General features: G+C 51.7%; 15 protein-coding genes. 4 read left to right on the top strand and 11 right to left on the bottom strand.

Annotated features, from left to right (window positions below):
• Positions 1-42: 42 nt before the first annotated feature.
• The 4 genes from CTZ24_RS22465 to CTZ24_RS22480 are packed head-to-tail and all read right to left on the bottom strand — an operon-like array spanning position 43 to position 4,916.
• The gene (locus CTZ24_RS22465; RefSeq protein WP_208726610.1) at positions 43-2,331 is read right to left on the bottom strand and encodes a molybdopterin-dependent oxidoreductase; all 2,289 of its coding nucleotides are present in this window, start codon (positions 2,329-2,331) and stop codon (positions 43-45) included.
• Between the two features lie 32 nt (positions 2,332-2,363).
• Entirely contained in the window at positions 2,364-3,125 is a 762-nt protein-coding gene (locus CTZ24_RS22470; RefSeq protein ID WP_208725816.1) for an amino acid ABC transporter ATP-binding protein, read from the bottom strand.
• Positions 3,118-4,041 (bottom strand): amino acid ABC transporter permease, encoded by a 924-nt coding sequence (locus CTZ24_RS22475; protein WP_208725817.1) that lies wholly within the window; start codon positions 4,039-4,041, stop codon positions 3,118-3,120. Before CTZ24_RS22475 ends, CTZ24_RS22470 begins: the two co-directional genes overlap by 8 nt.
• Positions 4,038-4,916 (bottom strand): ABC transporter substrate-binding protein, encoded by an 879-nt coding sequence (locus CTZ24_RS22480; protein WP_208726612.1) that lies wholly within the window; start codon positions 4,914-4,916, stop codon positions 4,038-4,040. Before CTZ24_RS22480 ends, CTZ24_RS22475 begins: the two co-directional genes overlap by 4 nt.
• 655 nt (positions 4,917-5,571) lie before the next feature.
• Between CTZ24_RS22480 and CTZ24_RS22485 the strand changes: the two genes are divergently transcribed.
• On the top strand, positions 5,572-7,764 hold the full coding sequence (locus tag CTZ24_RS22485) for a TonB-dependent siderophore receptor (RefSeq protein ID WP_208725818.1): 2,193 nt from the start codon (positions 5,572-5,574) through the stop codon (positions 7,762-7,764).
• Positions 7,765-7,818: 54 nt separating this feature from the next.
• Here the strand turns inward: CTZ24_RS22485 and CTZ24_RS22490 are convergent, their stop codons facing one another.
• The 4 genes from CTZ24_RS22490 to CTZ24_RS22505 form a co-directional block, all read right to left on the bottom strand.
• The gene (locus tag CTZ24_RS22490) at positions 7,819-8,547 is read right to left on the bottom strand and encodes a helix-turn-helix transcriptional regulator (protein ID WP_208725819.1); all 729 of its coding nucleotides are present in this window, start codon (positions 8,545-8,547) and stop codon (positions 7,819-7,821) included.
• 212 nt (positions 8,548-8,759) lie between these two features.
• On the bottom strand, positions 8,760-9,365 hold the full coding sequence (locus tag CTZ24_RS22495) for an N-acetyltransferase (RefSeq protein WP_208725820.1): 606 nt from the start codon (positions 9,363-9,365) through the stop codon (positions 8,760-8,762).
• 47 nt (positions 9,366-9,412) lie between these two features.
• Positions 9,413-10,825: a pyridoxal-dependent decarboxylase gene (locus CTZ24_RS22500; RefSeq protein WP_208725822.1), complete on the bottom strand. Its 1,413-nt coding sequence runs from the start codon at positions 10,823-10,825 to the stop codon at positions 9,413-9,415.
• Positions 10,826-11,068: 243 nt separating this feature from the next.
• The gene (locus CTZ24_RS22505; protein ID WP_208725824.1) at positions 11,069-11,932 is read right to left on the bottom strand and encodes a LysR family transcriptional regulator; all 864 of its coding nucleotides are present in this window, start codon (positions 11,930-11,932) and stop codon (positions 11,069-11,071) included.
• A gap of 133 nt (positions 11,933-12,065) precedes the next feature.
• Between CTZ24_RS22505 and CTZ24_RS22510 the strand changes: the two genes are divergently transcribed.
• On the top strand, positions 12,066-12,491 hold the full coding sequence (locus CTZ24_RS22510) for a VOC family protein (protein ID WP_208725826.1): 426 nt from the start codon (positions 12,066-12,068) through the stop codon (positions 12,489-12,491).
• 23 nt (positions 12,492-12,514) lie between these two features.
• On the opposite strand, the gene CTZ24_RS22515 is transcribed toward CTZ24_RS22510, so the two are convergent.
• Together CTZ24_RS22515 and CTZ24_RS22520 are read right to left on the bottom strand one after the other, a co-directional pair.
• Positions 12,515-13,420 carry an alpha/beta fold hydrolase gene (locus CTZ24_RS22515; RefSeq protein ID WP_208725828.1) on the bottom strand — a complete coding sequence of 302 codons (906 nt, stop codon included), beginning with the start codon at positions 13,418-13,420 and terminating at the stop codon, positions 12,515-12,517.
• Between the two features lie 52 nt (positions 13,421-13,472).
• Entirely contained in the window at positions 13,473-14,072 is a 600-nt protein-coding gene (locus CTZ24_RS22520; RefSeq protein WP_208725830.1) for a TetR/AcrR family transcriptional regulator, read from the bottom strand.
• A gap of 165 nt (positions 14,073-14,237) precedes the next feature.
• Here CTZ24_RS22520 and CTZ24_RS22525 point away from each other — a divergent pair, with 165 nt between their 5' ends.
• Positions 14,238-15,146: a DMT family transporter gene (locus tag CTZ24_RS22525; RefSeq protein WP_208725832.1), complete on the top strand. Its 909-nt coding sequence runs from the start codon at positions 14,238-14,240 to the stop codon at positions 15,144-15,146.
• A 5-nt stretch (positions 15,147-15,151) separates the two neighbouring features.
• On the opposite strand, the gene CTZ24_RS22530 is transcribed toward CTZ24_RS22525, so the two are convergent.
• On the bottom strand, positions 15,152-16,042 hold the full coding sequence (locus CTZ24_RS22530) for a MurR/RpiR family transcriptional regulator (protein WP_208725834.1): 891 nt from the start codon (positions 16,040-16,042) through the stop codon (positions 15,152-15,154).
• 353 nt (positions 16,043-16,395) lie between these two features.
• Here CTZ24_RS22530 and CTZ24_RS22535 point away from each other — a divergent pair, with 353 nt between their 5' ends.
• Positions 16,396-17,481 (top strand): ABC transporter substrate-binding protein, encoded by a 1,086-nt coding sequence (locus CTZ24_RS22535; RefSeq protein WP_208725846.1) that lies wholly within the window; start codon positions 16,396-16,398, stop codon positions 17,479-17,481.
• Positions 17,482-17,753 lie beyond the last annotated feature (272 nt).

A 17,753-nucleotide genomic window follows, 5' to 3' on the forward strand; every position in this document is an offset into this window, starting at 1 on the left:
CAAAATATCCGACGCGATTTATCGCGCGCCGTTACGGATGGGTTAGCAATACGGCGGAATAAATGCCTGTACCGGCGTGAGTTCCCCGGCATACTTCCTGACCTGCACCACGGTAATTTGCCCGCTACAGCCCTGAGTTAATGACGAGGTGCCAATATCCAGCGTCAGCACGTTGGGATTCCCATGACGACACAACGGCCGCTCAGCGGTGGGATCAACCGGATCGTACCAGGCTCCCGTCGGTAGTTGGACCACGCCCGGCATGATGGTATCGGTGACGCGCGCGCTGGCCAGCACATGTCCCCGCTGGTTGTATAACTCGATAATGTCGCCATCATTGATGGCTAACCGCAACGCATCCTGCGGATTCAGGCTGCATACTTCCCGGCCATCACGTTTCCCACTCAGACTGTAATCACCAAAATCCAACTGGCTATGCAGACGCGTGGCGGGTTGATTGGCAATCAGCCAGAACGGATGTTCATCGTTCGGTTGTTGCTGTGGTTCGCGCCATACCGGGTGTCCGGGGCAGTTTTCATAATCAAAACTGGCGATGGTGGCCGAGTAGATTTCGATTTTTCCGCTCGGCGTCGGCAGCGGTGCCGCATCCGGGTCGGCGCGGAATGCGTTGATCATGCGCCCGCCGTCCTTCAATTGCGGCAACTCCACAACGCCCTGTTGCCAGAACTGCTCAAAGGTTGGGACCGTGACCCGATGCGCCGCAAGCTTTTCCTGCAACTGCTGGTAATGATGTTGCAACCAACCGCGCGTATCGCGTCCTTCGGTAAACGCCTCTTCCCGGCCCAGCCTGCGTGCCAGTTCACTGAAAATCGCGTAATCATCTTTCGCCTCAGCATAAGGTTGCGCCACGGGTTGCATGGCGAAGAGATGGCGATCGGTTGGTGCTCCACCTATATCTTCGCGCTCCAGCGTCATGGTGGCGGGCAACACAATGTCGGCGTGTCTGGCGCTGGCCGTCCAGGCAATTTCATGGACAATCAACGTATCCAGCTGACAAAACGCCTGGCGTAAGCGCGCCAGATCCTGATGGTGGTGGAACGGATTGCCGCCCGCCCAGTAAGCGAGGCGGATATGGGGATAGGTCAGGCGACGGCCATTGTAATCAAACTGCGTGCCGGGGTTGAGCAGCATATCGGCGATGCGCGCCACCGGGATCAGGCGGTCGATACCATTTTTACCCTGCGGCAACGCCGGGAAGCTGACCAGGTTATGATGCTTACCATAGTGACCGAGTGCGCCGAGGGCGTAGGTGTATCCGCCGCCGGGCAAGCCGGGTTGCCCCAATGCCGCCGCCAGCACCAAACCCAACCACACCGGCTGTTCGCCATGTTCGGCACGTTGCAAGGCGTGCGCCACCGTTACCAACACACGTTTACCCTGTAACTGACGGGCAAATTGGGCGATAAACGCCGCATCAACACCGCAAATCGCCGCCGCCCAATGCGTATCTCGTACCGTGCCATCCTCTTCGCCGCGAATATACGCCACCATCTGCGGCCAGCCGACAGTGTAGCGGGCGAGGAAGGCTTCATCGGTCAAGCCTTCCGCAATCAGTACCGAAAGCACGCCAAGGATAAACGCCGCGTCAGTACCAGGATGTAGCGCCAGCCACTCACCCTGAGCTTCATCCGGTAAATCACTTTTTAATGGGCTGACGGAGATAAAGCGCGTGCCGCGTTGTGCCGCCTGCTGCATAAAGCCACGTTCGGTGTGTTCGCTCAGGCCACCACTGGCCACCTGTGAATTTTTCAGCGCCAGACCGCCAAACGCCAGCACCACGTCGCTGTGTTGGGCAATCTCTTCCCAGCTTACGCCGCGGCGGGCAATCTCGTTCATATCGCCCACGATATGTGGCAACAGCACGGACGCCGAGCCGGAGCTGTAGCTGTTAACCGAGCGTACATAGCCACCCAGGGTGGTATTGAGAAAACGATGTACCTGGCTTTGCGCATGGTGGAAACGCCCCGCGCTCGACCATCCGTAAGAACCACCAAAAATGCCTTCCGGGCCATAGTTTTCGCCAACACGTTTTAATTCGTTTGCCACCAGGGTATAGGCTTCTTCCCAACTGACGGCAACATACTCATCGTTACCACGGCGTTGATCCGGTCCGGGGCCATTTTCCAGCCAGCCACGACGTACCATCGGACGCGCCACGCGCGCCGGATGGCTGAGGGCGTGACGGAAATTTTGTAACAACGGGCTGGGATCGGGATCGCGGTGGAATGGCTCAATGGTGAGTTGATCGCCCTGCTGTTGAGCATGGAAAGCTCCCCAGTGTGCGCTGTGCATGACTGGTTTCTGCGTCATCATTGTTCCTGGCTAAAAAAGAAAAACGGTGCTTAAAGCACCGTTGCAATAAAGTTTCTCACGCGCCCGTTTTCCGGGTCGTCGAGTACCTGCTGGGTCGGACCAGCGGCGACAATTTTGCCACCTTCCATAAACACAATGTTGTCGGCCACTTCACGGGCAAAGCCAATTTCGTGCGTGACGATCACCATAGTGATGCCGGAATGCGCCAACTGTTTGATCACCTGCAACACCTCACCCACCAGTTCGGGGTCGAGTGCGGATGTCGGTTCATCAAACAACATCACACCAGGGTCCATCGCTAACGCACGGGCAATCGCCACGCGTTGCTGCTGACCACCAGATAGATTCTGCGGCCATTCATCTTCACGACCCGACAAGCCCACCTGTTTCAGCAACGCCAGCGCTTTGCTGGTAGCCTGCTGGCGACTCTGCTTTTTGATGCGCATCGGGGCATCGATGATGTTCTGCAACACGGTACGATGTGGAAACAGGTTAAACTGCTGAAATACCATGCCAATTTCCGCACGCTGACGCGCAATCGCGCTACTGCTCAGCTCGTGCAGTGCCTGACCTTTCTGCTTGTATCCCACCATTTCGCCGCCGATACGGATGGTACCGCCATCCAGCTTTTCCAGATGGTTGATACAACGCAACAGCGTCGATTTCCCGGAACCGGAGGGACCCAGGATCACCGTCACCGAACCCGCCGGAATATCGAGGTTAACTTCATCCAGGATGGTGACACCGGAGAAACGTTTGGTCACCTTACGCAGTGCGATTGCCTCAGCCATTGCTCACGCTCCTTTCGGTCTTGGTGGCAGAAAAACGTGGCAGCGACTGCCACAGGCTGCGTTTCTCACGACGTGTCACGCCGCGACCAAAATAGCGCTCGACATAATATTGTCCTATCGACAGGACCGAGGTCATCAGCAGATACCATAACGTTGCGACCAGCAGCAGCGGGATCACTTCATAGGTGCGCTGATAAATAATCTGCGCGGAAAACAACACATCCTGTAGCGAAATAACTGAAACCACCGCCGTGGTTTTTAACTGACCAATAATTTCGTTACCCGCTGGCGGCATAATGGCGCGCATCGCCTGAGGCAGGACGGTATGGCGGAAGATCTGCGCCGGACGATAACCCAACGCACGGGCCGCTTCCAGCTGACCATTACCTACGCTCTGGATGCCCGCGCGAACAATTTCTGCCGCATAAGCGGATTGATGCATTACCAGCGCGATCACTGCCGCACTGAACGGGCTAACCAGCGAGTTGGACTGAGCGCTCCAGATCTCACCCAGTCCCGGAATCCACAGCGAAATTTTGGGATAGAGCGCCGCAATGTTGTACCAGAGAAACAGCTGCACCAGCATGGGCACACCACGGAAGAACCAGGTATAGGCCCAGCTCACCGCGACCAGTACCGGATTGGATGACAAACGCATCAACGCCAATACCGTACCGAAGGCAAAACCCAGCACCACGGATATCACCGTAAGTTGCAGCGTCATCAAGACGCCCTGCAAAATGGAGGGGCCGGTGAAGTTCTCCGCAATCACCCCCCATTCAAAACGCGGGTTGTTGATCATGGAGTGCGCCATCGCCACGACGCACAACAGTACCACCAGCGCACTCAGCCAGCGTCCGTAGTAGCGTTTGCCGACGATTTTCAGATCGTCGGTGTGGTCCTGAAAATCACTCATTTAAAGATCTCGTCATTGCGTTTAGCTTCGGTCACAGCACCAAATCCAATCCCCCAGTTGTCGAGGATTTTCTTGTAGCTACCATCTTTGATTAATGAGTTCAGGGCCGCCTGGACAGCCGGTTCCAGTTCAGACTCTTTCGGGAAGGCAACGGAAACCGGGTAGTCGGTTACGCTGATCTCACCACTCATGGTCAAAGGTTTGATGACTTTAACCTGCCACAGCAGACCTTCGTACGGACCGAGGAACATCGGCACGCGTCCACTCACCACCGCCTGAACACCAGCCGGGCGGTCCGGGAAGACCGAAACTTTGATTGGCGGTTTGCCCGCGGCTTCACAAGCTTTGCTGGCTTCTTCCAGACGGGTTACCTGAGTGGTGCCAGAACCCGCCCCCACTTCTTTGCCGCACACGGCATCAAAGGATTTGAAAGGGGCGATATTGGCGTCTTTCTGCGAGATGATGCCAAGCAGGCTGGCATTGTAGTAGCTGACGAAATCTACCTGTTTAGTACGCGCTTTAGTCGCGTTGATGTTGGAGAGCGCGACATCATAACGACCGGTTTTCAGGCCAGGAATGATGTTGTCGAAGCCACCGGTATCTTGCCAGTGCACCGGGATACCGAGGCGCTCACCTACCGCATTCATAATGTCGATTTCACGACCGGCCAGAGTTTTGTTGTCTTCTTTATAGAAGGTGGTCGGTGGCGTGTTGGGGTTGGTTCCGGCAACAATGTAGCCACGTTTCACGATATCCGCAGGTAACAGGCTTTTCAGCGCCGGATCGGCTTTAACATGGACTGAGCTGTCGGTGGGAACAGATTGTTCAGCGGCAAACGTGGTGTGCGCACTCAGAGCAAGTGCGAAAAGGGTCATTCCTTTTGCGAATTTCACTGGAACCTTTCTCCTGATATTTAAAATGTTTCCCCAGCGGGAAAAGGCATTGGAGGTAGCGATGTATTGTTCACCTCATAAGCCACATTTATTTTGTGCCTTACGGGTTTATTCATCCTCGTAATGTCCCGTGGTCATTTTCTGTGAATATATGCAGGGATCACAAATGCGAAAAACAGATATCTATTGCCGAAATCTGGCAATAGACTTTTTCAGTGAGTCGGAGGAGACACGAAGTTGTGGTCAGCAGCGGAATTACAGGGATTTTGGCAGAGAATCAATGGGCTACAAATGCAGCACTCACCTCTCTTTTTATTCTTAGACATAACCATGTTTTCTAAGCGATTGCAAAACGCGTGAGGACAAACATCCATCACCCAATAACCGTGAGTGCCTGATAAAATTTCTCCGCAGCACAATTGACTCAGAACAGCGCGATATTTATCAGCAACGCCGGGAATTTCCCCATCCTTCAGTATGTTGTAATTAAATACCCCTCCCCTGATGCGAATCGAACGAATGTTAAGCAATTAAGGAGAAATCAGGGAGATTCCTTACTCAATATATACAATGATAATTATTCTCATTATCATGCGCATTTGCTTACAAACGTTAACATATCAGGGAGAAATCTTAAGTGAATGTAACCAGATGTAGCCAAAAGCGACCTGTCGCGCTGTTTTTGGCCAGCCTGCTGAGTACGTCAGCTTATGCTGCCAATGAGGAGCCAACCGAAAAACTGGCTGACGATGAATCAATGATCGTCACGGCGGAAGAGGAATTGAAGCAACAGCCGGGTGTTTCAACCATCACGGCGGAAGACATCCAGAAAAGTCCGCCGGTTAACGATTTGTCCGACATTATTCGTAAGATGCCCGGCGTGAATCTCACCGGTAACAGCGCCAGTGGCAGCCGGGGCAATAACCGTCAGATCGATATTCGTGGCATGGGACCAGAGAACACCTTAATTATGATTGATGGTGTCCCTGTCACCTCGCGTAACTCAGTACGGTATAGCTGGCGCGGCGAGCGAGATACACGCGGTGATACCAACTGGGTGCCCGCTGAAATGGTTGAGCGCATTGAAGTCATCCGTGGTCCGGCAGCATCACGCTACGGCTCAGGAGCGGCGGGTGGCGTGGTGAATATCATTACCAAACGCCCGACTAACGACTGGCACGGCTCATTGTCATTGTTCACCAATCAGCCGGAAGATGATAAAGAAGGTGCGACTAAGCGCGCCAACTTCAGCCTGAGCGGACCGTTAGCCGGAGATGCGCTGACCATGCGTTTGTATGGCAACATCAATAAAACGGATGCCGACGCTTACAACATCAATACCGCGGAAAACGGTTCCAACGCGGCAGGCCGAGAAGGTGTGCGTAATAAAGACATCAACACGGTGTTTTCCTGGAAAATCACCCCGCTACAAATTGTTGATTTCAGCTATGGCTATAGCCGCCAGGGCAATATTTATGCGGGTGATACGCAATACAGCAACGGCAATATCAGTCCGAATGGTTTGGTCGAGTCACTTTATGGTGATGAAACCAACCGCATGTATCGTCAGAGTTATGGTGTAACTTACAACGGCATCTGGGATTGGGGTACGTCTAAGCTCAATTTTAATTATGAGAAGACCAACAACACCCGCTTGCAGGAAGGTTCGACCGGTCGCGTTGAAGGGATGATCAACAGCAATGACTACGCAACCAGCCGTCTCGAAAGTTATCGCGCGGGGGGTGAGATTAACTTCCCGGTTGAATTGCTGGTTGATCAAACCATGACATTGGGTGCCGAATGGAATCGTGATGAATTGAATGACCCCGCTTCCATGAGCGCGACCGATGCATCAGGTGTGATTATTGATGGCGTTTCGGGTGACCCAGCCTCACGCAGCAGTAAAAACAGCGCCACCATTAGTTCGCTTTATTTTGAAGATAACATCGCCGCCACCGACAGTACTGAGGTGATTCCCGGCCTGCGTTTCGATTATCACAATAAATTTGGTGCTAACTGGAGCCCGAGCCTGAATATTTCTCAGGGGCTGGGTGATTATTTCACCCTGAAAGCGGGTATCGCTCGCGCCTTTAAAGCACCGAATCTGTATCAATCAACGGAGGGTTATTTGCTCTCGACCCGTGGCAACGGCTGCCCGGTGGGGATCTCTACCGGAAGCTGCTATTTATTAGGTAATGAAAATCTCGATCCTGAAATCAGCGTCAATAAAGAAGTCGGGATCGAGTTCCATAATGACGGTTACACCGCCGGTATTACCTGGTTCCGCAATGATTATAAAAATAAAATCGTCGCGGGTGACGAGGCAGTGGGCTACACCTCAAACGGATACAATGTGTTGCGCTGGGAAAACGGTGGCAAAGCCATTGTTGAAGGTCTGGAAGGCAACCTGACAATTCCGGTGATCGACGATACGCTGGAGTGGCGTACCAACGCTACCTATATGTTCCGTTCGGAAAGTAAGAAGACCGGTAACCCATTGTCGGTGATCCCGGAATTCACCATCAACTCGCAGTTGGACTGGCAGGTCACGGACAAACTGGACGCCAATATCAACTGGACACAGTACGGTCGTCAGAAACCGCGCCAGTACGCTGAGATTCGTAACGAGTCCGGTGCCATTTCTAATCGTGAAATCAGCCCCTACTCTATCTTTGGTCTGAACGTAAATTACGCTATCACCAAAAATCTGCGTGCCAACGCGGGTATTAACAACCTGTTTGATAAGCGGGTTTATCGTGAGAATGATGGCGCATCCACCTATAACGAGCCAGGTCGGGCTTATTATGCTGGGGTGACGATGTCGTTTTGATGAATGCCACCACCCTGTTGGATATTGACAGGGTGGTTGTTCTGAAGTGGATAGTTATTTGCCAGACGGGTGCGAAATGATGTTGAGTTCAATGGCGAGACTGATGGCATGTTTAGCGTTATTCACACCGAGCTTTTTCACAACTTTACCCATGTGAAACTTGACCGTACTTACCGTAATATCCAACATACGTGCGATTTCAGGGTAGGTTTTCCCGGTACTGCTCCAGTAGAGAATTTCGTTTTCGCGGGCTGAGAGTGCATTCCCCTCAGCAGTAGGCGTCTCATTTTCTTCACGATAGAGATGAAGTAGCATTTCATGGGTATCGATTAAAAGTCCCTGAATATCATTTTTATTTTTTGTTATATTATCATACATTTCTGCTTCTAAGTACTTATTCACATACAATGATAATGTAACCAAATTGTTTTTTTGATCATGCAAGATAAACGTATGGCCACTCACGATATTATAAGGCGTGACCGATTCAAATATTCTTTCGATAACCCATCGAGAATTAATCATTAAACTATCATCCCAAATAATTGGAGAGATACGGTTTAATGCATTTATTATAACAGGATCTATATTCTGATACTTGCTCTCCAGATAAACCTGTGAAAAGTAATCTGGCAAATCGGAAATGATAATCATGTCATCTGAATTACGCTTATTCATTACTGCAAATGCATAATTCATATCACCATATTTTTTTAGCTGTTTTTCCAGATGTTTCTTTACGATTTTATTTTTTTGAGGATCTGAGAAAAACTTACTATTCATTCACTTATTCCCCTGAACTCATTACACTACAACAAGTGTTGCAGTTGAGAATAGTATCGTATCCAATGATATAGCACAAACATAAATCACAAAAGACGGCATGATGTGAGCCAGCCCACTAAAAGGCTGGTTCGTTTTTAGTAGCCTGCATCAAACCGATGCCAGCAGTGGAGCAGATACTTCGAGGAAAGCACCTCTAATTGACTTTAAACTCAACCTATTGAATTAGGTTCACGCCAGATTGGGAAAAGTTCAGGAAAACCTTCAATTTGCAAAGGTTTGCCCGCATCACGATAACCAAAACGCCTGACTAAAGTACGTGTACTAAAAGCTGTACATTCGGCGTAGCACGGCAGCTTTGCCTTATCCAGAATAACATTCAGCTTGCTGAACAATGCTTTTACAATTCTTCCCCCTCTGTTAGCGCGTGAAACTGCGACAAGGAAAATATAAAAATGCGGTGGTGTTCGAGGATGATACTGGTCAAGCCCGCTCATAAAGGCTGAGGCTGTAGTGTAATCAACCCCACACTCCTGCTTAAGCAAACTATCGATTCGTTCATTTTCTTCTTTAGTCATTTCCATCAACTGCGGATGAAAATATACCAGGACGCCAACGTCGTCCTCAGCCAGAAGAATGCCGCCATTTTGTTGAGCAAGATCCACATAAATACGGAAAAATTTTTTCATTGTACCCAGACGTCTTGACATATTCTCATCAGTAAAGGCGAATTTGAGTACTGGATCGTGATAAAATTCTGAAGCCAATAACTCACAGACTTTTTCCAGTTCGGAAGTTTTCGCATGTCTACATTTCATTGTTCATTCCCCTAATAATTTAATAATCATTCCATTATATTTTATATTCAGACCAGTGCTTGCTTATTCTTTAACTCAGTAATAAGACTATCAATTGCTGCTCGTGTCACATGCGGCATAATAACGATATGTGCTAACTTTCCTCTGCCACTGAGTTGGAATAGATTGAAGATCTCTTCTCTCGGACGGCTAAAAATCACCACCAGCGATTGCGGTCCACGCTCAACACAAAATGAAGGATGAATCGCTTTTATCGATTGCATCTGTTGATAAGCATAAGCGGCAAGTTTCTCGCAGCGTGCTGCAATAGCAGCCTGCATCGTGGGTGTCACCGTATTTATGGCGTACCAGAGAATTAATGCGGCCAAACCATTGCGCGTCCCCCCCAGCGTGGTATCCGGTGTATCGACATATTCAGGCAATGTCGCCGGAAGCATGCGATACTTTTCCTTGCTCATGTAAACGCCTGAAGCAAAGGGTGCACCAAACCATTTATGGGTACTCATCACGATCGAATTCACAAACGGCAGGCGAAAATCAAAAAGCGACCCTCTCTCTGACGTTAGCCGCTGTTCACTGGCTAACTCCAGGTAAGGCAGATACGCGGCCCCCAATGCCCCATCAATATGAATCCAGCAGTCCGAATGATCACAACCATGCCGTTCCAGAATGCCTGACACCTGCTGCCATACCCGCACGGCGTCATCGAATCCACCCAGAAATGTCGTACCCACATTCAAAACAATAATCGGTGGATGCCCTCTGGAGACGAAGAAATCGACCAACGCCGACAATGCTCCCACATCCACCGCACCATGCTGGTCCACCGGTACGCCATTAGGCCATTGACCATCTGGGGTGACAGGACACTGCCCCGGAAAGTATTTATTACCCGCTTCCTGAAAAGCGGTAATATCCAAAACATTTGCACATTTTTCTAGTGAATAATGCGCTTCCTGAGAATAATAAAGTACAGGTTCACGCATCGTATTCTGGCATATTCCCCTGGCTCTCGCCCGTGAGCTGAAATATTCACGCGCACTCCATAATGCGTACATGTTCCCCTCCGTGGCCCCCATGGATAACACATAGCCCCAAAAGGAATCCTGAGTCAAAGGCGAGCGCGGAAGCGCATGCCAGAGCTTGCAAAAGTATTCCAGCACCTCTTGTTCCAGCTCGCGTGTATTCAATAAGGTCGAGTTGGCTTCGTAAGGGTCACCGAGATTATTCAGGTGAACATCGATAAATGGTGCCAGTGCCGAATAGTCGAAGTTTTGATTAAGTGGATAACCTAAAGATAATTTCTGACGGCCGATGACTTCACTGTAAATATTTCTCAACCGTTTCATCACTTTTTGCTGCACCAGTTCTTCAGGACAGGCTAACAAATGAGGGTTGTAATCCCCGCACCTCCCAAGCTCACTCGAAATGGCTTTATTTACGTCAATTAATTTTTCCATAAAAATACTCCATAAACGCGTACTGACGTATCACCCAGACAACCATTGAAATATCTCGCTGACTGTCATCCTTAAACAAATCTTTTTTATCCTGCCATATTTCCAAATGATTTGTCGCGTTAATGGTAACAACTCAGACCAAATAAATATATCTGGCTCACAGATGATATATATTCATTTCTGAATATATAATAGTTTTCGTGAATTTCGTTATTTATGTATTCAGGTATAGCAGTTATTTCCCTACCCCGCCTCCACCAGCAAACGTCCCAATTCCCCCGCCAGTTCTGAGTTCGCCTGCCCGGCCCGCTGCACCAGCCCTACCTCGCGGTAAAACGTCTCCGCTCCCATCTCCACCACCCGCACCGTCTTTGGCCAGCGCTGAGTCGGTTGGGTTTGTGGCACCAGCGCCACCCCCAACCCATTCGCCACCAGTTTTACAATCGCCTCCAGCTCATCCACTTCGCACAGCTCCTGCACATCGATACTGCGCTCCCGCAGATAACGGTCCACCTGGCGGCCACCAAATGAAGTACGGTCATAACGAATAAACGGATGTGTCGCCAGCAATTGTGCCGCTTCATCCCCCGTCACCTGACGCGGCACAATCAATCGGTAAGGTTCGCGACGTAAGGTGGTCCAGTGCAAATCGGTTTGCAGCGCAAACGGCGGGCGGATCACTGCCGCCAGATCCAGCTCCCCGGCGTCCACCAGGTTGACCAATTCCAGCGACAAACCCGGTACGATGCGCGTCTGGCAACCGGGAAACTGCTTATGAAATCGCGTTAACGCAGTGGGCAACAGCGAACGCTGAATAGAGGCAATTGCACCCAGGGTGACGCGAGCTGCCGGACGGGGCAGTTCGGCCTTATCACCGAGATGGCGGTATAGCGTCAGCAGCTCATCCACCTGCGGCAACAATTGTTGACCGCGCAGATTAAGCCTGGCGCTGCGCCCGCTGCGGTCAAAAAGATCAAAACCTAACTCGGCTTCCAGTCTGAGCATTTGCGCGCTCACCGCTGCCTGGGTCAGACCAATTTTGTCACCCGCTGCGGCAAAGTTGCCCTCCTGCACCACCACCATGAAGGTTTTTAGTTCCCGAATCATCGATGACACTCAAAAATTATTTGTATTAACCCCAACTATATATTGTTTTTATTCAAACAAAACCATTCGTATGATTTTGAGCAGATGCTGCACCAGCGGCACACCGCCCCCTCTTTTTGATGCTGGAGACACTATGAGCCTTTCCCCTTTTCACCTTGCCATCCCGGTTTACGATCTTGATGCAGCACGCACCTTCTACGGCACCATTTTTGGTCTGGCAGAAGGTCGCTCCAGCACCCAGTGGGTCGATTTTGATTTTTATGGTCATCAGTTGGTGATCCACGAGCACCCCAAAACCGCCTCCCAGGAAAACGTACATTCCAACCCGGTCGACGGCCATGATGTGCCTGTGCCGCACTTCGGCATTATTCTGCATTGGGATGAGTGGGAAGCGTTGGCTGAACGCCTGCGCGGGTTCAACACCAAATTCGTGATCGAACCCTATATTCGCTTTAAAGGGCAGGTCGGCGAACAGGCTACGATGTTCCTGTTCGACCCGTGCGGTAACGCGCTGGAATTCAAGGCGTTTAAAGATATGAGCCAACTGTTTGCCAAATAAGTTTTTGGTGTCAGCCCGCGTGCTTAACGGAAAAAGTGCGCCAGGGCAGCGGCCAGCGCCAGCGGTTGTTCATCCGGGATGAAATGGCCACTTTGGGCGATAGTGATCCCGGTGACATCGTCGGCAAACTGCCGTAGCGGTGTCGCCATATCGGGGATGGAACCCTGATCGGCGCTGATTGCCAGCAGCGGCAGCGTCAGTTTGCCCTGCTCACGCAGCGCCCGATTCTGCTCCGCCGATTGCGTCACTACCCGATAGGGTGCCAGTCCGGCGCGCAACGCGCCATTCTGACGTAGCAAACGCACATATTCAGCCATGTCAGCGTCGCTGAATACCATCGGGCTGGCGGTTTTACGCCGCAGAAACCACTCCAGATAAATCTCCTCGCGCCCACTGATTAAGGCTTCCGGTAAATCCGGCAATAAATGGAAGGCAAAGTGCCAGGTCTTCCAGGCTTTATCCGGCGTGGCTGGAAGCGCCTCGGGCAATGTGATCCCCGGAATGCCCGCGTCCAGCAGCGCCAGTTTGATAACTTGCTGGCTGTAGCGCACGGCATACGGCCAGGCGACCCAGGCTCCTACGTCATGCGCGGCCAGGTAATAGCGCGGATGACCAAGCTGTTGCATCAGCCCCTGAACCTTAGCCGCCAGTGCCTGAGTATCGTAACCAGCCGACGGTTTGTCAGAGTCACCCTGTCCGGGCAAATCCGGCGCGATAATGAAATACCGATCGGCCAACTGCGCCATGACCTGATGCCAGGCGTACCAGCTTTGTGGGAAGCCAGCCAGCAACAGTAAAATTTCTCCCTGCGGATTGCCGCCGCTGACATAGTGCAGACGAACGCCCTCCACGGTGGCGTAGTGATGCGCAAAACCGGGCAGATTCGCCACCGGTTGGGACCAGGGTTGGGCGATAGCATGATCGGACATGTAAACCTCCAGTTATTTAGGAAATGATTATTTCCTTATTAGGTAAAAAATTTTAATTCAGCAGCGTCAGGGCGCTGGCTATCAGTCGCTCACGCGCCGGTAAATCCTGCATTTTTCCAGCCACGCGCATTCCCAACACCAGACAGAGCAACACGCCTCCCACGGCTTCAGCGTCAAGTTGTGGATTAACCGAACCATCCTGCTGCCCCTGCTCCAGCAATTGCAGCATCGATTGCTGGTTGCGTTCGAGCGCCGCACGCACCAGTTCAGCAAGCTCTGCATCCAGTACCTGGAGCTCGATAGCACTCCCCACCACCAGGCAACCGCGCCGCCCTTCAATATCACTGGCGGATTCAAGGTAAAAACGCAGCACTTCAGCAATACGCGACCGGCCATCCGGTTGTTGCGCCAGCCGCTGGCGCAGCGCCTGATTACGTAGCGAGGTATAGCGCGCGAACACCTGCAAAAACAGGCCGCGTTTGTCGGTAAAGGCTTTGTAGATACTGCCGGCGGTAAGTTGCATCGCTGCGCTGAGATCGCTGATTGACGCGCTGTGGTAGCCCTTTTCACGAAATACCAGCATGGCACGATCGAGCGCGGCATCGGTGTCAAACTGACGCGGGCGACCGCGTTCACGGGGCTGTACAGACATCTTATTACCATTTAGGAAATGATTGATTCCTAAATGGTGCCACAGTTTTGTTTTGAGGGGAAGCACGACAGCTCGCGGCTGATTTCATATTCTAATCACCTTGCCACTTGCCCTGTTTAAATTTACAGTGTCGCCCTTACCCAATCCTTCATCAAAGAAAACCTTATGCGAACAACGGATACGTTACGCCTGCTGCTGCTGGCAGCCATCTGGGGAGCCAGTTTTTTGTTTATGCGCATTGCCGTTCCGGCATTAGGTGCCGTCAATACCGCGTTTCTGCGCGTGGTTTGCGGCAGTATCGGCCTGCTGGTGATTATGGCTGTGCTGAGAATGCCGCTGCGTTTCGACGGCAAACTGCGCTGGGCAATGCTGCTTGGGGTGATCAACTCCGGGCTGCCGTTCCTGATGTATTGCCTCGCTGCACGCGTGTTGCCCGCTGGCTATTCCGCCATCCTGAACGCCACTGCGCCGCTGATGGGCGTAATCATGGGTGCGGCCTTCTTTGCCGAAAAACTGACGTTGAAGAAAGTGATGGGTATGGTGGCGGGGTTTGCCGGTATCCTGCTAATCAGTACCACCGGTGAAGCACATCTTACCCGCGCGTTAATCCTTGGCATTCTGGCTTGTCTGGTAGCAACCACCTGCTACGGCATCGCTGGGTTTCTCGCCAAACGTTGGATCACTGCACGCGGAGGGATGGATGCCACCAAAGTGGCGTTTGGTAGCCAACTGGGGGCATCCTGCTTTCTGCTGCCGTTCTTTGCCGTTACCGCGCCGCAGACCGCAGCCAGCCAGTGGCAAATCCCGGAGGTCTGGGCTTGCATTCTGGCGGTGGGCTTTATCTGTACGGCGCTGGCTTACATTCTTTATTTCCGCTTGCTGGCAGATATCGGCCCACTGCGTACCCTGACCGTGACTTTCCTGATCCCACCTTTCGGCATTTTCTGGGGTTGGCTGGTACTGGGCGAGGCGTTAAATCAAGGATTTACCGCCGGAGCGTTGCTGATCGTTTGTGCGGTTTGGCTGGTGGTCAAAGCGGACCGACCAACCCCGCAGGTCGCCAGCGTAAAATAACCCGACTACTTTTTGCTGGTCGGTTTCATGCTGCGATTCAGATCCTGAATGCGCTTCATGGTTTTGACGGTGCGCGTCGCATTGGCCGACGCCACCGACAAAATCAGCATTTCCAGACACACCAGCACCGCGCTATGCAACGGCATACGGCCATCTTCCCCGCCGCGTGGCACATTGATCACCACATCCGCTTCTTTGGCGAAAACAGAATCCGCGGCATTGGTCAGCAAAATAATCGGGATCCCCAGACGTTTTGCTTCCTTGATGGTGGTAATCCCTTCCCGATGCGCCGATTTTTGCGCCATCATGATCAACACGTCACCACGTTGTAAGGCGATAAGTTGTTCCGCCAACGCAATACCGGAGCGATTTATCGAGACTGCCGGAATACCAATACGCACCAATAAGCGGCGGCTATAATCCGCCAGCACACCTGAGGCATTAATGCCAAATAAGCCAACCTGACGCGCCTCAATTAATAATGCCACCGCGGCGGCAATGGCCTGGCGATTATGCGGTTCAGCTAACGCATCACAGGCGCGTTTATGTCCATCCAACACAAAATCGATCCCGGAGTTAATATCGCAGGAAAGCTCACTGACGGTGGTGGCCATTTTTTCTTCGGAATTCATGACCGGGCCAAACCAGACTTCCAGCGTTTTTTTTAAATCTCGTAATCCGGCAAAACCTAATGCCTGCACCGCACGGACTACCGTGGCATCTGAACTGTTGGTCGCTGCCGCAATCTCCATTGCCGTGGCTTCCACCACCGCCTCACGATTTTCATGGATATAGCGCACCACGGTTTGTAGCTGTGGTGAAAGCGAAGCAGCCCGCGCGCGATAGCGTTCACCCAGAACATCGACACGATTTTTTATTTTATTTACTGACGCCATATTATGTCCGATCTGTTTGTTTTAAATGAGATTGTTGCCGACTGGCGCACTCCCCACGGCCACATCCGTAGTGACACCAAAGGAATTTCACAACAAAAACTACAGGGAAATGTGACGGAAAACCATCGCCTTATATCTTTATAATGGATATTATTCAATAGGTTATTAATAAAATGACCGGTTCAAAAATGTCGCTATTGTCGCTGTAGCGACTCGGGTGTTTTTTAAATTTACTACTACATTCCCTCATGGTTGAATGATTCTCAATTACATCATAACACACCAAATTCGCTGAGAAAGAGAGGCGATCGTTGAATTCTAAGGCGTTAATCATCCGGCCATTACGTGGGGTAATGGCCCTGTTTTTACTGCTGCTGAGTAGTCATGCGTTGGCAAAAACCATCACCGATATTGATGGCAATCAAGTCACCATTCCTGACAATCCACAGCGCATCGTGCTGGGCGAAAGCCGTATGCTGTACACGCTGGCAATGCTGGAACCGGGTGATCCGTTCAAATATATTGTCGGCTGGCCGCAGGACCTGAAAAAGTATGACAGCCAGACCTGGGACATCTTTGCGCGTCAGTTTCCGCAGATGCTGAAGATCCCGACGCTGGGTTCCGGTGGTATCAATGATATAAACCCGGAGCAGGTGCTGGCGTTAAAACCGGACGTGGTGATCCTGCCAAGCCTGGCACGCTATGACGACGGCGATTTGCGCCTGGCAGCGATGCTCAAGGCGGCGCACATTCCGGTGGTTAAAATCGACCTGCGCGTACATTTGCTGAAGAACACCACGCGCAGCGTCGCAATCTTTGGTGAAGTACTGAACCAGCAGGCACGAGCCAACGCCTTCAATGATTTCTACCGCGCGCACATGCAGGTGATTCAGCAGCGTCTGGCGAGTTATCAGGGGCCAAAACCGACGGTGCTGCTGCAACTCCATCTCGGACGTCGCAATGAATGTTGCGTCACCGCCGTAAAAGGCAGCCTGGGTGAATTGCTGAACGCGGCCGGAGGCGACAATATCGCCAGCAAAACTGTGCAAGGCGTGTTTGGGCGTCTGAGTGAAGAGACGGTGATCGCCACGCAACCGGAATACTACATCGCCACGGGTGCAGGGGATAACGATGCGCAAAGCGCGCTGAAGTTAGGTCCGGCAGTGGCTCCGCAAGCAGTGCAAAGCAGCTTTAACGCCATGACCGCAAAACAGAACGGCCTGCGTGAACTGAAAGCACTGCGCAACGGTCATGCGGCGGTGATTTGGATGAATTTCTACCTCAGCCCGTGGCATATCGCCGCCACTGAGTTTATGGCGAAGACGCTGTATCCGGATCGGTTTAAAGATGTCGAGCCTGAGCAAACCCTGAAGCAAATCTTCCATGACTATCTGCCGATTCCGTATAGCGGCACGTATTTCCTGCAACCACAGCCATAAAATGCCTACCTTCTCGTAGCGGCACGGTTTATCGCGCAATCCTGTGCATGATGCAGGAAAAAGCCGCGCGATAAATCGCGCCGCTACTGCCCGTGCAGAATTGCGTATCTGCCTGCGATAAATCGCGCCGTTACGGAAAACATGCCACCGTAGTCTATGCTTGTTTCTCACAGGCTAATCCCTGACCACCCCGAAATTTATAGCTCGCATTACCGTATTAGAAACTGCGCGACGTCGTTGACAGCTCACTTCTGGAACCAGCGAGGCGATAA

This window comes from Pantoea phytobeneficialis (assembly GCF_009728735.1).
Taxonomy (GTDB): Bacteria; Pseudomonadota; Gammaproteobacteria; order Enterobacterales; family Enterobacteriaceae; genus Pantoea; species Pantoea phytobeneficialis.

What these genes read in the sequence shown, in the direction of transcription:
- CTZ24_RS22500 (WP_208725822.1), bottom strand. Translation starts at nt 10,825, where the DNA reads ATGGAAAAATTAATTGACGTAAATAAAGCCATTTCGAGTGAGCTTGGG.
- CTZ24_RS22465 (WP_208726610.1), bottom strand. Translation starts at nt 2,331, where the DNA reads ATGACGCAGAAACCAGTCATGCACAGCGCACACTGGGGAGCTTTCCAT.
- CTZ24_RS22530 (WP_208725834.1), bottom strand. Translation starts at nt 16,042, where the DNA reads ATGGCGTCAGTAAATAAAATAAAAAATCGTGTCGATGTTCTGGGTGAA.
- CTZ24_RS22505 (WP_208725824.1), bottom strand. Translation starts at nt 11,932, where the DNA reads ATGATTCGGGAACTAAAAACCTTCATGGTGGTGGTGCAGGAGGGCAAC.
- CTZ24_RS22520 (WP_208725830.1), bottom strand. Translation starts at nt 14,072, where the DNA reads ATGTCTGTACAGCCCCGTGAACGCGGTCGCCCGCGTCAGTTTGACACC.
- CTZ24_RS22495 (WP_208725820.1), bottom strand. Translation starts at nt 9,365, where the DNA reads ATGAAATGTAGACATGCGAAAACTTCCGAACTGGAAAAAGTCTGTGAG.
- CTZ24_RS22470 (WP_208725816.1), bottom strand. Translation starts at nt 3,125, where the DNA reads ATGGCTGAGGCAATCGCACTGCGTAAGGTGACCAAACGTTTCTCCGGT.
- CTZ24_RS22475 (WP_208725817.1), bottom strand. Translation starts at nt 4,041, where the DNA reads ATGAGTGATTTTCAGGACCACACCGACGATCTGAAAATCGTCGGCAAA.
- CTZ24_RS22480 (WP_208726612.1), bottom strand. Translation starts at nt 4,916, where the DNA reads ATGACCCTTTTCGCACTTGCTCTGAGTGCGCACACCACGTTTGCCGCT.
- CTZ24_RS22525 (WP_208725832.1), top strand. Translation starts at nt 14,238, where the DNA reads ATGCGAACAACGGATACGTTACGCCTGCTGCTGCTGGCAGCCATCTGG.
- CTZ24_RS22515 (WP_208725828.1), bottom strand. Translation starts at nt 13,420, where the DNA reads ATGTCCGATCATGCTATCGCCCAACCCTGGTCCCAACCGGTGGCGAAT.
- CTZ24_RS22490 (WP_208725819.1), bottom strand. Translation starts at nt 8,547, where the DNA reads ATGAATAGTAAGTTTTTCTCAGATCCTCAAAAAAATAAAATCGTAAAG.
- CTZ24_RS22510 (WP_208725826.1), top strand. Translation starts at nt 12,066, where the DNA reads ATGAGCCTTTCCCCTTTTCACCTTGCCATCCCGGTTTACGATCTTGAT.
- CTZ24_RS22535 (WP_208725846.1), top strand. Translation starts at nt 16,396, where the DNA reads ATGGCCCTGTTTTTACTGCTGCTGAGTAGTCATGCGTTGGCAAAAACC.